Origin of the sequence: Alteribacter populi (assembly GCF_002352765.1) — a bacterium.
GTDB lineage: Bacteria > Bacillota > Bacilli > Bacillales > Salisediminibacteriaceae > Alteribacter > Alteribacter populi.
This window is the reverse complement of the sequence record NZ_KZ293963.1, coordinates 3,392,462-3,407,252: the sequence shown is the minus strand read 5'-3', so window position 1 is coordinate 3,407,252 and position 14,791 is coordinate 3,392,462. Positions and strand designations below refer to the sequence as shown.

At 37.7% G+C, this 14,791-nt stretch carries 14 protein-coding genes; 2 read left to right on the top strand and 12 right to left on the bottom strand.

Annotated features, from left to right (window positions below; genetic code table 11):
• Nucleotides 1-255 precede the first annotated feature (255 nt).
• Nucleotides 256-597, top strand: a complete 342-nt coding sequence (locus CDZ94_RS15865) for a hypothetical protein (protein WP_157911772.1) — start codon at nt 256-258, stop codon at nt 595-597.
• A gap of 323 nt (nt 598-920) precedes the next feature.
• On the opposite strand, the gene CDZ94_RS15860 is transcribed toward CDZ94_RS15865, so the two are convergent.
• From CDZ94_RS15860 to CDZ94_RS15850, 3 genes are all read right to left on the bottom strand, one after another.
• On the bottom strand, nt 921-1,184 hold the full coding sequence (locus CDZ94_RS15860) for a hypothetical protein (RefSeq protein ID WP_096438672.1): 264 nt from the start codon (nt 1,182-1,184) through the stop codon (nt 921-923).
• Between the two features lie 304 nt (nt 1,185-1,488).
• The gene (locus tag CDZ94_RS15855) at nt 1,489-1,881 is read right to left on the bottom strand and encodes a type II toxin-antitoxin system death-on-curing family toxin (RefSeq protein WP_096438669.1); all 393 of its coding nucleotides are present in this window, start codon (nt 1,879-1,881) and stop codon (nt 1,489-1,491) included.
• A gap of 3 nt (nt 1,882-1,884) precedes the next feature.
• Nucleotides 1,885-2,151, bottom strand: a complete 267-nt coding sequence (locus CDZ94_RS15850) for an AbrB/MazE/SpoVT family DNA-binding domain-containing protein (protein WP_096438667.1) — start codon at nt 2,149-2,151, stop codon at nt 1,885-1,887.
• Nucleotides 2,152-2,330: 179 nt separating this feature from the next.
• Between CDZ94_RS15850 and CDZ94_RS15845 the strand changes: the two genes are divergently transcribed.
• A complete protein-coding gene (locus CDZ94_RS15845) occupies nt 2,331-2,723 on the top strand; it encodes a hypothetical protein (RefSeq protein ID WP_096438665.1) in 393 nt (130 codons plus the stop codon).
• Nucleotides 2,724-3,201: 478 nt separating this feature from the next.
• Here the strand turns inward: CDZ94_RS15845 and CDZ94_RS15840 are convergent, their stop codons facing one another.
• The 9 genes from CDZ94_RS15840 to CDZ94_RS15800 all read right to left on the bottom strand — a co-directional run bounded on the left by CDZ94_RS15840 (nt 3,202) and on the right by CDZ94_RS15800 (nt 14,691).
• Complete coding sequence (locus CDZ94_RS15840) at nt 3,202-4,359, bottom strand: acyl-CoA dehydrogenase family protein (protein ID WP_425352544.1); 1,158 nt, start codon at nt 4,357-4,359, stop codon at nt 3,202-3,204.
• Nucleotides 4,360-4,389: 30 nt separating this feature from the next.
• Nucleotides 4,390-5,679, bottom strand: coding sequence for a TRAP transporter large permease (locus CDZ94_RS15835; RefSeq protein WP_096438661.1), 1,290 nt, complete (start codon nt 5,677-5,679; stop codon nt 4,390-4,392).
• A 6-nt stretch (nt 5,680-5,685) separates the two neighbouring features.
• Entirely contained in the window at nt 5,686-6,174 is a 489-nt protein-coding gene (locus CDZ94_RS15830) for a TRAP transporter small permease (protein WP_096438659.1), read from the bottom strand.
• Nucleotides 6,175-6,200: 26 nt separating this feature from the next.
• Nucleotides 6,201-7,232 (bottom strand): TRAP transporter substrate-binding protein, encoded by a 1,032-nt coding sequence (locus tag CDZ94_RS15825; RefSeq protein WP_096438657.1) that lies wholly within the window; start codon nt 7,230-7,232, stop codon nt 6,201-6,203.
• Between the two features lie 1,253 nt (nt 7,233-8,485).
• The gene (locus CDZ94_RS15820) at nt 8,486-9,535 is read right to left on the bottom strand and encodes a C45 family autoproteolytic acyltransferase/hydrolase (RefSeq protein ID WP_245415747.1); all 1,050 of its coding nucleotides are present in this window, start codon (nt 9,533-9,535) and stop codon (nt 8,486-8,488) included.
• A 2-nt stretch (nt 9,536-9,537) separates the two neighbouring features.
• Complete coding sequence (locus tag CDZ94_RS15815; RefSeq protein WP_096438655.1) at nt 9,538-11,154, bottom strand: amidohydrolase; 1,617 nt, start codon at nt 11,152-11,154, stop codon at nt 9,538-9,540.
• Between the two features lie 28 nt (nt 11,155-11,182).
• On the bottom strand, nt 11,183-12,679 hold the full coding sequence (locus CDZ94_RS15810; protein WP_096438653.1) for a sodium:solute symporter family protein: 1,497 nt from the start codon (nt 12,677-12,679) through the stop codon (nt 11,183-11,185).
• A complete protein-coding gene (locus CDZ94_RS15805) occupies nt 12,676-12,897 on the bottom strand; it encodes a hypothetical protein (RefSeq protein WP_096438651.1) in 222 nt (73 codons plus the stop codon). Before CDZ94_RS15805 ends, CDZ94_RS15810 begins: the two co-directional genes overlap by 4 nt.
• A 720-nt stretch (nt 12,898-13,617) precedes the next feature.
• Nucleotides 13,618-14,691 (bottom strand): arabinan endo-1,5-alpha-L-arabinosidase, encoded by a 1,074-nt coding sequence (locus CDZ94_RS15800; protein ID WP_232735654.1) that lies wholly within the window; start codon nt 14,689-14,691, stop codon nt 13,618-13,620.
• Between the last annotated feature and the right edge of the window lie 100 nt (nt 14,692-14,791).

The following is a 14,791-nucleotide window of genomic DNA, read 5'->3' as shown; positions in this document are numbered from 1 at the left end:
CAATACACCTGCCCTACTATAATTACAGCAACATTGCCTTATAGTCTTCCACAAGGATTTGTTGTTAGAACCCAATCATGCAGATAATTTAACGGGAGAAAACAGCGAAACGTATAGCTTTGGTTTATATAATATCGATGGCGAAATATGGAGTGATAATGTATTGCCCGTTGAAGGAAATACAAAAAAGGTTTTTTCGTTAAGTAACTATTACTCACAAGACAAGGAATTGTTTTATTGGTGTTTATGAACTACATGCCCGTTCCATTTAAAATTGAAGGTGAAGAGTTTGAAAAATATGAATTCTCCCTGGATTCTAATGATACAGTTCTATTGCCTCTGGAATTGGATGTTTCAAATGAAATACATGACATTACAATTATAGCTTTTCCGGAACCCTATCGTGAAATTGATTCTGCAGAGACAGCACTGCATTTACAAGATCTGATTTGCTTGCGATTTCAGACAATGAACAGTGAACCGGAAACAAAAGCAGAAAATATGCAGCCATTTTTGCAAAAAATTACTCCTAATTTAATTTCTTGGAAAAGTATATCACATAAAAATAACCCTTCCATTAAATTATTCCTTCTGTAGGTGATACCACGACGATAAAAAAGCAACTGCGCTTGCTTTGCAGCTGTACTAACCACTAAAAGGATTATTTTTTCAACTCTTTGGTATATGTTATACAACGGAAATAGGAGATCTCAGGATTTAGGAATCAGCCTTATGGCCAGTGATTAGTAGTTAGTGCCAATACCTACAGATTGATCAAAAGACGCTATATTCTTTTGGATCAGCCTGTGGTACTGTCGCCCTTATTATTCATGATAGGCATTTGAATCCCAAAGTTGGTTAATAACATCAGTGTACTTTTGCAGCTGCTTTCTTACTACCTACACGACTTTCACCTTGAATCATTTGATGTCTCCGCGTACCTCCGATAATTCATGGCCCAGAGAAAGTTGCTTTTCAATTGTCTTTTCAATCACTAAAAACTGATTTTTTCTATAAAAAGTCACTTGTCTTCTAAAATGTTCATCACTATCACTTTCAATAACGCCGTTTATTTTACTAACAACCAAAGGTTCGGCATATTGTTCTGCGGCATGTAATAAGAAACTTCCCACCCCTTTATTGTAATGCTTCTTACCCCACGCTTGTATATCTGCGATCTCCATTTGATTACCTTCTATGACTAAATTAATTTGATGACGCTTATAATCTCCCTTCCCATCGATTGTAAAACATAAAACATGGCTAAATCCCCATCATTATGCTGTGAGGAAGCAAATAGCACGGTCTCACCTTTTTCTGTGTTATCATGATAATCACGCTAGCAGTTCCTGTCTTTTTTGACCTATAATTAGTAAATAAACCCCTTCTTTCAAATAACCAATTTCCAAAAAATTCCTAAAAGACCAAAGAGACACGGGATTATCCGCGTCTCTTTTATACTTATATAAAAATAAGGGGGATCAATCATTATCGTTCCACCACATAAGCCTCTAACCAAAGGGCAACCTCATCAACATCAACTACCCCTTTGGCCACGTCCACAGTAAAGTCTTCAATCTCTTGATTGTAGTCTTTCTTCAGTTTGTACCCATTCTTTTTCAAAAACAACTCCATCACTGCAAGTGCTGTTCTCTTGTTGCCATTATAAAACGCATGGTTTCTTGCAACAGATTGGAACAACGCCGCAGCCTTTTCCCAAAGCGAAGGATACGCATCTTCTCCAAACACCGTTTGTTTAGGGCGGTGAAGCGCCGACTCCAGCAACCTTTCGTCTTTCACACCGACATGCTCCCCTTCCCCATACCGCTTCATGATCAAATAATGAACGAGTACCACGTCTTTGTACGTTAAATACTCCATCGGTTACCGGTCCTTTAAGTTACGGAACACCTCATCATGTTCTTCAAACGTTTCCGCAAGCATTTCTAAAAGTTCTGGATCTACGCGATCTTCGAGTTTATTTTTTTTCTCAAGCATAATGCGGTTGTTGCTGTCGACGGTAAACTGCAGCTCATCACCTTTCTCTAGCTTTAAGGTATCAATAATGGATTTTGGAATCCCAACACCTAAACTGTTTCCCATGCGACTCACTTTCCGTACTTCTTCATTCTTCACGTTCATCACACTCATTTCTAAAAATCTCCTCTCTCTATTGTAATCTATGCAAAAAGAATATATACGTAATGATGTAAGTACATTATTACAAAATCGTTTTATTTATTCAACATAAACAACTTATATAATCAACGGGAACATCAGTAGTAGGCGCACAGGAAATAGGAAAAGAAGAATTAGAGGAACAACTTGGAATGGAATTGACAGATGGAGAATATGAATTAGTAACACTATTAGGAAATCACATCAAATTTGATGCTGAAGAGACTAAATTTGATGTGAAGAATCAAACAGCTTTAGCAACTGGACTAGAAAATATAGATTCATCAACTGATATAGGTTCATTGACAGTTGATGATATAGTAAGTGATATTAACAAAGTTAACAGACATATAGAAGAGGTTGGAAATGAACCAGGATCAGGTGTAACGAGTACTTGTTCTACTACCCTCAGTATACTTGGATTATGGCATGGTGCGAGTTTGTCAGTTGCAGCAGAAATTTTAGGAGTGGCATGGTTTATAACCGCACCTATTGTAACTGCGACTGGAGCTATCTGGGTTGCAGGAAGCATTGCTTGTCCTTAAATAAAAAAGTAAGGTGGGAATAGAAATGAGTGAAAAACTCGGATTCTTTGACAGGCACTTGGTCTCTATATCTCACGTTATATTTCTTCTTTGTTCTACTTAACAGCTATTTGTAGCTCTGGAAAATGAATCACTGAGACCAGCACTCTTAGCCCTACTTCGTTTTAAAGTTGCTAAAACCATTCTGTAGTTTTTAATTACATTAAAATAAGAGGCTTCCATCAAGCATGGTCAACTTATGGAAAGCCTCTTTCTTTATTCACTTTTTTACCTTTCAGTCAAACCTCTATAGATTCAGATTCAATGAGACCTGGTGGTTATCATTGCACCCATAGTACGCAAATTGTCACACCTTTCATATGGATTGAGATACATTCATTTAGATATCCTCATACCCTTATTAATAGGTATAACTCGTTATTTAACGGTGACATGATAATTAAGGGCAGTGAAACAGCCTCCTTTATTGTCACCTAGTTTAGTAAGACTGGCGTTTAATAGCTCTTGAGGCAAGTTGATTAATCGTCATATCATCCATGGGAGGGTTATGAAGTCCTGCTCTGACATCTCTATAAAATCTTTGAAGAGGATTCTCTTCAGACAAACTTCTAGCTCCTACGATCCGCATAGCTATATCGACAATATCAATTGCACGATTGACAACGGATAACTTCGCAGCTCCAAGCTCTGGTTTCATTCCCTGTCGAGTTTCGTTGTCACTTTTATCCCACTTTTTTGCAACCGAATAAAGGAAATGACGACTTTCCTGAACTAGTAATTCCATTTGCCCAATTTTTTGTTTCACAGTTGGAAGTTCAGCAATTGTCCCGTCAATACTATTCGGTGAATAATTTAACGCAAATTCTATCGCATACTCTTGTGCTGCTCTTGCAATCCCTATATAGCAAGCAGGAATATGCAACAACCAACCAGCAGCGGGCTTTGTTCCAGGTATAATATACTCTACAAGCGCTTCTTTATCGACAATAACGTCTTCTAGCAAGAGGTCATGACTGCCCGTTGCTTTCATTGCTACTGAATCCCAAGTTTCTTCAATTTTCACGCCTTTGTTTTCTCTTTTTATTATGAAGTTACCGATTTTATCAGTCCCAGCAATAGATGCACTTACGACAAAGTAAGTAAGAACCGGCGCCATAGTAGTAAAGTTTTTTCTTCCGTTGATTACCCAAATACCTTCTTTTCCCCTTGCTTCCGTTACTGGCCTACCGCCTCTTGTGGGACTTCCTGTAGCAGGCTCTGAAGCAGCATTATTCAATAATGCCCCATCCTCAATAACTGTTTTTACAAAAGCTTGATACGTTTTTTCATTCCATGTTTTATTCTCTCCAAGATGTTTGGTTATCCCCATATGCCAGCCTATAGAGAGTGCAGTAGGGCCATCTGATTTAGCTAAGGCTTCCTGAAGTTCAAGCATTTCAGTCAATGAAATCCCCGCCCCGCCATCCTGTTTAGGTATCGTCCACGAGGGGTAACCAATTCTTTTTAGTTCTTTGTAATTTTCAAATGGGAACGTTCTATACTTATCATGACTCCCGGCTCTTTCAGAAAATGATTTAATTGTTTCTTCTAGTATTTTCATCCTATCTTCTGGAGTTGTAATTTCGGCACGAACCATGTTCATCCTCCTGTATTCATAAACAATTTTTTATAAAAAAACATTAGGCATTAACAGCTTAGGTAAAAACAAAAACAGATCAGGTATTAACAAACCAACCAGGATAATTCCTAATGATAATCCGATAAGAGGCAAGATAGCCATAAATGCTTTTGGGGTGCTCACTTCCCCTATTTGAGTGGCAATCAATAAGCATATACCATAAGGAGGTGTTACCATCCCTAATGATAGAGTTAAAATAACAATAATCCCGAGATGAAGAGGGTGTGCCCCAGCGATGTGCCCTAACTCCTGAATAATGGGCATAAAAATAATAACGCTCGTCACCGGACTGAGAAAAGTCCCAACAATTAATAAGAAAAAAACAATTAAAACATACACAGCTAATGGATTTGTAGTAATTCCTGTAATAAATCCAGAAACCATTTCAGGAGCACCTAGCAAAGCAATTAACCAACCCATGATTCCTGCACTTGCAACTGCCATCATAGGCAACGAATAATTAATAATGGAATCCGCAAAGATGCCTGGAAGTTTTTTAAAACTCATTGAACGATAGATCATCATTAATATAAAGCCATACGCAACGGCTACTGCGGCTGCCTCTGTCGCTGTAAATAAGCCGCTGGTAATTCCCACAATAATAATGATCGGGAGAAAGAGTACTGGTAACGCTTTACCAAGGTCTCTCCCCTTTTTTACATAACTAGTCTTTGGTGAAGGTCGGTAGCCTCGCTTCACTGCTAGAATGTATGTATAAACCATTTGCATCACAGCAATTAATATTCCAGGAACTATCCCTGCAAGAAACAAAGCCCCTATACTCACTTGGGCGATTGCACCATAAATGACCATTAAAATACTAGGTGGTATTATCACACCAAGCGTTGAGGACACTGCTGTAATAGCGACCGCAAATGCTGGATCAAATTTAGCTCGTTTCATAGCGGGGATCATCATTGCCCCTACTCCTGCTGTATCTGCTGCCGCTGACCCAGATAACCCAGCAAACATCATACTTACAGTCACATTTATATGCCCTAAGCCTCCTCGAATGTGACCAACAAATGAACTCGATAAGGTAACAAGACGATCTGTAATACCACCATCGTTCATTATTCGTCCTAATAAGAGAAACAAAGGCACTGCCAAAAGAGGGAAGGAATTCACACTTGAATACATTTGATTTACTATACTTGTAAAAGGCAGACCAAGGTTAAATATTGTTAACATTGAAGATAAACCAAGAGCAAATGCAATCGGCACTCTGAGTATAATTAAACCGAAAAAGCTTAATAGCAATATTAATAATGGATCCATCCTTTTTTACTCGCCCCCCTTACTTATAAGAGCTCTAATATCTTGTAGAATCAATTCAAAAATAAACAAAAGCATAACCACTCCTGCAGCCGGTATACTAGCAAACAAATACGCTTGAGGTATTTCCAGAGCATTTGACAATCGGGTAAGACCCATTTGAGCGAAGTCATATCCACCGACAATGAGGACATAAATTAAAAGGGTAATTGAAATGTGGGCAAATAAAGAGAGAAAACCATTGGTTTTCTTCATCTTCTTAGGAAAAACTTCAACCAAGTAATGCTTGCGTTTTCTAAGCCCAATAGCAGCTCCTAGGAATATCGTCCACAAAAAACAAAAGAGGGCTACTTCCTGTGCCCAAAGCACAGGTAAATTTAAATAGTTTCGAGAGACTACTTGCAATAATATTAAACTAATGTAAGTGATAAATAACAGGACTGATATGGTAATCAGTCCCCTTTCAACCCAATCATTTATAGTCTTTAACACTCTCATTCTATGACTTCTCCTTTAAGCATCTCTTATTGGGTTAAACCTTGAATAATTTCTAGGAATTCAACAGAATCAATGTCTTGAGCTAATTCTTCATGAAGTGGCTGTAAAATATTAATGAAAGCATCTTTGTCCACTTCATTCAACTTAACTCCGACACCCTCCAGTTCTTCCAAAATTTCTTTATCATATTCGATACCTTTTTCTGTACCAAGGTACCCACTTTCAATCGCTACTTCTTCAATAATCTCAATATATTCTTCTGAAAGTTGTTCGTAAGTTATTGAGCTCATCGAAAAATGCGATACCATAAACTGATGTTCAGTAACACTTAAGTAATCAGTAACCTCATTTAAGTTGCTTCCTTTATAACCACTCAATGTACTTTCAAAGCCATCAACAACCCCAGTTTGAACAGCTGAGTAAATTTCATTCCAAGGTAAACTGGTTGGGACTGCCCCTAATTCAGACCAGATTTTACTTTCAAGCGGAGAATCAGGTAGTCTCATCTGCAACCCTTCCATATCTTCAGGTTCTTCAATTGGACCAATGTTATTAGCCACGTTTCTAGTTCCACCACCTGCAAAAGCTAACAGTTGAAAACCAAGATCACGTTCTTCATGAAGGTGTTTAAACGCTTCTGTTAATTCACTATCATGGGCAATCATATCTTTAAAGTGATCCATGTCTTCAAAAAGATAGCTTAAACTAAATACTTGATATTCCCTCAAAAATGGTGCTGCATTCTGAGTTCCACCAATAACAAAATCAACTGTGCCTAATCTCATTTCATCGATTGTCCCCTCATCATCTCCTAAGGTACCAGTATGATGAATTCTTACTTTGACATCACCATCCGTTCTTTTCTCTACTTCTTCCGCAAAAAATTCAGCCATGTCAATCCAAGGATGAGGAGCGGTAACCACAGTAGCCAAATCCAAAGTATGAGATGGGTCATTTCCTTCTACTTCTTCATCACCCGAAGTCTCCACATTGTTTCCACACCCGGCAAGAACACCCGCCAGTATTAAAGCACAACAAGTAAGAATTGAAGATTTCATTATATATCCAACCTCTCAGTATAAAATTTTACAATCCATATAAGTTTAATCGGATTAATAATAATTATACTTACTTATCTGAAAATTTCAAGGTGAATAGAATTTCCTAAATTAAATGAGAAGGACCAAATTTGGTATATCGAAAGTGCGCATTTCTCATAGACACCAGAAAAAAATATCAAGTTGATAAACTAGTATATATCGAGTTATCAGGAAGCTATAAACGATACCATGCACCGATGAAACAACCCTTGTGGGGGAACCGCCTCAGAAAATAAGAGATACAGCATAAATAGTAACAGAGGTACTAGCAGTAGTACTATCGACAATTCAGCCGGGGGTATCATGTAAAGAGGGAGAAAGCGTGGCAAACAACCATCAATAAGTACGGTTTTAAAAAAGAATCAAGAAATGGTAACAGATTAAGATGGCTTATTATAAATGACGAATTCGTGTGACATCGAACATGTTTTTATAAGTTACCCAGAAATTTCTCAAGAAAGCAGAGAGATATTTAGTCAATATTAAGATAACGGTGTTGTGACGCAGAGAGCGACCTTTTCACCAATGAGGGAAAATGAACAAATCATTTTAAGTCAAGACCAACGCCAAAGACTAGACCTGCAAGAGATGGCATTCGTTCAGAAACATCGAGGTCTTATGCTCAAAAAGGAAAAATGAACATTCAACCGGGTGATCCAGCTGTAAATACAATCGGTCAAGTAGTAAAAGAGGACCTCCCATTAATTTACTGCACCCAACCGGGTGAACGGTTCATATTCAAGTTGACCGAATAGTTAAATCCACAAAGCCAGAAGGCGGAGCTCCTCACCTTCTCCCTGGTTTTGTTGTGCAGTTGAAACAGATTTGGTAAAGAGACGATGAAACAATTGCAGAAAGCGAACGAAGTGCTGGTTGATCGTGTGTAACAGGTCAAAATTCGATAATTATTTTGTGCTTGATTTATACTCTTCCAATTTCACTACTTGTTGTATATTTTTATGCCCATTATCACACTCTTTTCTTATTTAACGATTAATCGGCAATTTTTTAAAAGGAGTTCTTCGCGATGGGAATATGTTTACCTCACGCAATATCGTTCGTTTTGTCGACCCTGCTATCAGCTATTATAAGAAAAAGTATTTTTTGGCGACCTAAATAAATCACCCGTGAAGGCAGCGTCTTTACCGTTTCTCAACTTTATACCTTGTGTGAAGAACATCATGCGATGTAGTAATTCAACTTAAAGCCCGCTAATAATGCTCACAAGGTTTACCGCGTATCCATGTTAGTTCATTATCCGACAAATTCATTACAATACTGAACACCGTCTCCATCTTTTCACGCCCTATTTGAACTGAAGAATTATGACGACAAATAGAGTTTGGGTAACTATCATGATTACAAAGTACACGAAATAAATTTTCTTTCTTAACTTCTTTGTCATTTAGTTTTTCCAGTAGATTAGTCACTTTAGCGAAACGTTCAAATGAATCCGGAAGGGCCTCCTCCTCAACTTTCCTTTTCATTTCCTCATCACAAATATGGTTCGTGTGTGTCAATAAACCATTATTAGTTTTTCTTTTTGCTGTATGGACAGGTGAAACTTCAATGCTTAAAATTTCTTCTGATTTGGATGCGATTAAAAAATGAGCGGATGATGCCATTTGATTTCCTTTAACTCTAGAAATGGCCTCTTCCATTGAATTCGATTCTAATACCGCTCTCAAGCCTAAATGAATCGGTACTTTTGGTTGCCATGTGTCTGTTACTAATGCATTAAGACAAACTCCAACACCTTTATCATTGCATCCTATCTTTCCTATAATGCCTGCTTCAGTAATCATTTGTATAGATGGTAAATCATTTTGTTTGATATGAAGATGAATTAAAGAATCTACCTGATTCCCTTTCCAATCCCAATTTTGAGCTAGCCATGTATCCATTTTTCGGGGATTTATCAAAGCAAAAGAAGTGCAACCGTCTGTTGTATTGATTAACACAATTTCACTTCTTGCATTAAGTGTTAAAATGTCTTCAAAAGTCACACCTGCCCCATTTGCTAGTCCATCCATTTCGTCTATATAATTCGGATTATATTTTTCTATTTCTTTAACATGTAACAAAGCCTTTTCCCTTGCCTGATTCCAAGAGGTTCCGGCAAACTCTTTGAACATTCTTTCATACGTTTGTAAACTGTTATGCACTTGTTTTTTTGCTTTTTCTCCGTGCTTTAATCCAATATCATAGGAAGAACCAGACAGATTGAGAATGGTATTCTCTTTAGAGATTTTATCATTCATAACTAAACTCCCACCTTATTCTTGTTATAAACAATTTCTCCATCAATCATTGTCCACTCTATCTCAGCTTCCAATAACTCATCCGTATTGGACTTTATTAAGGAACGGTCGAATAGTATGAGGTCTGCTAACTTCCCTTCTTCAACACTGCCTTTTACCTCTTCTTCAAATGATGCATATGCTCCATTAATTGTATACATTCGTATAGCTTCAAGTAGACTGACTTGTTGGTTTTCACCAATAGATTGACCTGTATGAGATTGACGCGTTAAAGATGCGTGAATTCCACGTAACGGTGAAAAATCAGTAACCGGACAATCAGATGCTATTGCTCCCAGGACTCCCTCTTTTAGATAGTCCCCTAAAGGATACATATGCGCTGCACGATACCCATAGTTCCTAACATATCCATCACCGTACTCAAATAGAAAAGCAGGATTAGGTATCGGCACTACATTTTGTTCCTTCATTCTCTTAATTAAGTCAGGAGTTGCTACACCAGCATGTTCAATCCGATGTCTAGTATCTGAACGAGGATGAAGCTTATTTGCTTTTTCTATGCATTTTAATAGCATATCAACAGCAGCATCACCTTGTGCATGTGCTGTTATTTGCCAGCCTTTTTCATGAGCAGGAATAAATAATTCTTCTACCTCTTCTTGATTGAAATAATGTACACCAAAATTATTCGAATCACTCGTGTATGGTTCGCGGGTCCAAATAGTTGGCCCACTACTGCTCCCATCTAGGAATAATTTCACTGGACCTATTTTAAATTTATGGTCTCCTAATCCAGTATAGATACCTGAGGTAACCATATGATTCACAACACTTTGCGCTTCACTTAATGCACCTATCATGGCATATACACGTTGTTTAATAATGCCATTTTGAGTCGCGGATTGTAATGCATGTAAGTTATTTAAACCATAGCCTGTTGCATCATGAATAGAAGTAATACCTTTTGCAGCAAATTGTTTAGAAGCAATTCCATGTGCTTGTTCCATTTCATTTTCTGTAAAAGAGGCCACATTAAACATTTTCATGTGTGCATTCTCAATCATTAATCCTGTGAGCTCTCCTTTTTCATCCTTATCATATATTCCACCTTCTAGCTCAGGTGTATGTTTATCAATATTTGCTAAATAAAGCGCGTAACTGTTGACAGCTGATATATGTCCGCAAGTTCGAACTATTATTATGGGGTGTTCTGTGGAAATAACATCCAATTCTTCTTTAGTAGGAAAACGTTTCTCTTCCATCTTTTGTTCATTATAACCCCATGCCCGGATCCATTCACCCTTTGGTGTTTCATTAGCCCTATCTTTTAACTCCTTCTGCAAATCATCAATGGATTGAATATGTTCACTTTTACACGAAATGGAGAGTTCATTTGTTCCAAATATCGTAATATGAATATGAGAATCAATGAAACCTGGCATCAATGTTTGGCCATTTAATTGTATAACTTCACTATTTTCACCTCTTAAGTTTAATATTTTTTGGTTTGATCCAACTGAAATAATCTTATTACCTTTTACCGCAACCGCTTCCGCAACTTCATTATGATTATTTACAGTTACAATTTCGCCATCAATAAATAAGTATTGCTTCTCCATATAATAACTCCTCCCTCTATTATTCTATCTACTTTACCTGTGCTTCAGGTGGACCTTCCTCATACAATTCATCGACCATGTCCGGAAAGAAACGTTCTATAGTTTCTTTAGAGGCAGGTTTTGTCATAAATGAAACCATTACAAAAACAGACATATTAACAACTAATCCCCAGACACCAGCGTGAATACCAAATGGGTGAGGGTAAAAAAATGAAAAGATTACCGTTACAACAAACCCACCAAATAGTCCCCAGAATGCACCGTGCTTCGTAGCTCTTGCCCAGAAAAACATACCAACAATTGAAGGGAATGCTTGCCCGATAAATCCATACCCTATCAATAATATATATACTAGACTTGCTGGTTCCATAATAGAAATAGGAGCAATAATAAAGCCCATTATGGGAAATATAATTACCCTAGTCCATTTATTGGCAGTTGAATTATCCCAATTAAATAATGGCTGTAGTACATCTTTGCTGTAGCTTAGTGCAGTTGCATGAATACAAGGTTCACTAGAAGACATTGCAGCAGCCAATGTACCCGCTCCAAGAAGTCCAGCGACAATCACAGGCATATTATCTACTGCCATTTGGATTGCCACTGTATCTGAATTTGCAAGGTTTGGATACATGAATATCCCTATAAAACCAACTACTATCATTGGTATGAGGACAATATAAAAAGTTGGTAGTAGTGTAGCCGCTCGTCTGATAGAACTCTTTGAGCTTGCTCCCATCCATTGGATCCAGTGAGTTTGCCAAATAGAAAACACAGAAATCAAAATAGAAGTTGTCCAAAATTGAACGTTCATATCACCTAATGCTCCTGGAAGTGTTAGAAATTCTGGAATATCAGTTTTTACACGTTCAAAAATAGGCCTGAACGAATAGCCCCCCGTAAATTGTTGCGTAGCCCAAAGACCCACAAACCAAGAGACAACGAACATTAACCCACCTTGAAAGGCGTTAGTAACTCCAATCGCTCTTAGCCCACTTCTATACAAATAAATGGAGATAACTCCTAGAGTTAAAAAAACACCAACCCATGTAGGGATTAAACCATAACTCATTACATTTAAGATGTATGCAGCCCCGGTTGTTTGAAGTACTGCATAGGCCAAAACACCTATTGATGTAACAATTGATGCTAAGGCACCAAGCTGTTTACTTTCATATCGATCTGTTATTGCCGCTGACTGTGTAACATGATTATATTTTTTTCCTATTTCCCATACTTTTGGACCGAAATACCAAGCAATGATACCCATATATGTTAAATAAACAACAACATATAGAGCAGGTACCCCTTTGGAAAAAGCCCATCCAGGTGAACCCATGAATGTATATGCACTAACCCCCCCAGAACCAATCAATAGATAAACCATGATCGGTCCCATGCTTCTACTTCCTACACCCCATTCTTCTGCACTCTTCATACTTCTTCCTCTACCTGCAAAGCACCCTAGTAACACGGCAATTACCATGTAAGAAACAGTAATAATAAATGGAATGTAAATACTCATGATTTCACTCCTTGGATTTTATTAATAAACCATAATATAAATGTTGTTAAAAAAATGATTAAAATTGACCAAGTCATAAGTATTGGCATTCCAAAAACAATCATTTCATTATTAATTAAAGGTATTACCGGCCAACTGCCTAAAATAATAACAAAAACAATGAGACTTAAACTCAACCATTCTTTTCCTGTTTTAGGAAGTTTGAATGTTGCTTTCATTTTTATTCCCCCAGGTTTACTTTTTGTGTTTCAAAGATAAGGTGTTAAATGCTCCCCATTAATTTCATAGATTTGCAGCTTGTATTATCAAATGGCCCTGAAAAAACAATAAAGGAATGTCTCATTATGCTTTAGAGATTTATGGTGTGTATTTCATTAAAATGACATCAATGTTGAAATACCTGCTTCAATCATCCAACTTTTAAAACAAGGTCCATTTCTTCTGTATCTGCATTTGATAGTGCTAATCAGGAAAAATCTGTGTTAATTTTTTACTATTTTCTCTAGAATGAATCAACCTTATATTTAACGTAAATCCCTCTTATTTATTCTAATATTTAGAATTAACAGAATATATTATCTATAACTCTAACTATAAAGAAAGTGATAGGCGACAACACTTATCACACTGTTAAATATGATAGTGTCCTCTTTTACGTTTTGTCCAAAACGTTACTTAACTATTTAATAAAATATCTAAGTTTAGGATACTATTGATGAACAAAGAACAATTCTGATCAGAAGGGATAGTCCTTCAGAATCAATGCTGCAAGAAATAAAAAAAGAGACTCCACCAATCTAGAACTTGATGAAGACCTCTAAATACAATTACCCAAAACATAACATTTGATGGACGACAGGATTATAGACCTTGAAGTTACAAGGTTTTATAAGCTTTTTACATCATACCGCCCCCTATGGAACGGCCAGTACAACATCTTATTCACTTACTGATGGCCAATTGTCCTCCCAGTCAAGTGTGCGGATTTGCATTCGAATTACGCCGTCTGCATCTCCATCATAATAATGATGAATTAAATAGTCATTTCCGTAAGCTTGTAGTACATCTTGTCCTCCAGGACCGATCTGATTGTCCTGGGCTTCCAGGATGACCGTTCCTCCACCATTTTCAAGTGGCACACCATCCTTGTCCACATAAGGTCCGGTTACTGACTCGGATCGACCCACTGCAATTTTATACGTACTGTCTGTGCCTGAGCAGCATTGATCCCATGACGTCAACAGATAATAGTATTTTCCCTTTTTCATAATTGTTGGTGCTTCAACCGGATTGTGCTGAACATCAGGTCTATTTTGCAGCGTATAAACATCACCTTCTGTCTCGGTCATGTTCTTCATTTCTTGCAATTTTATGCCACTGAAGTGAGAACCAAACACGATCCACCAGGAGCCTTCCGCCTTAAAGACATGAGGGTCAATCGCATTATAATCTACCTCCCCTTGTTGTGAAGTGACTACAGGTCCATGGTCTTCCCAACTATCCGGATCCCCTGGAGTATTCGAGCTGGCTACACCAATGGCAGAGTTGTTCGTGCCAAATGACGAAGCTGCATAGTATAAGTAATACTTACTTCCACTTTTTACGACTTGAGGTGCCCATAAATGATTTGGTCCATAGTCCTGAACCCAATCTGGAGTCGGAATTTCACCAATTGATTCCCACGGACCTTCAAGTGTTCCTTCCGATTTCCGAATATAAATGCCGCCAGGGTCCTCTTGATCACGAAGAACCCCTGTGGAAAAAACATAATACACATTTTTGTCCCTAATTAACGCTGGATCATGTACTGGATCATCGATTTCATTAGGTATAAATTCCCCAGTGTCTCCATGCATGTCTAGCTTTCCTTCAGGCGGTATTCCTTCCCCTCCGGCATTATTCTCAACTTGCTTGGCCAAAGACAACGACGTAAATGAGAACACTAAAACGGCCGTGACAAACAAAAACGATATACTCCCCAAAAGTGTTTTCCGAGACTTAAAGATAGTCAACACACTCTCTCCCCTCGTTTTTTGTAAAGGCTTTCAAAAAAATGTTCGGCACCTCCTTTTGTTTCTATAAAAAGCCTCACCATCATTATACATAAACATC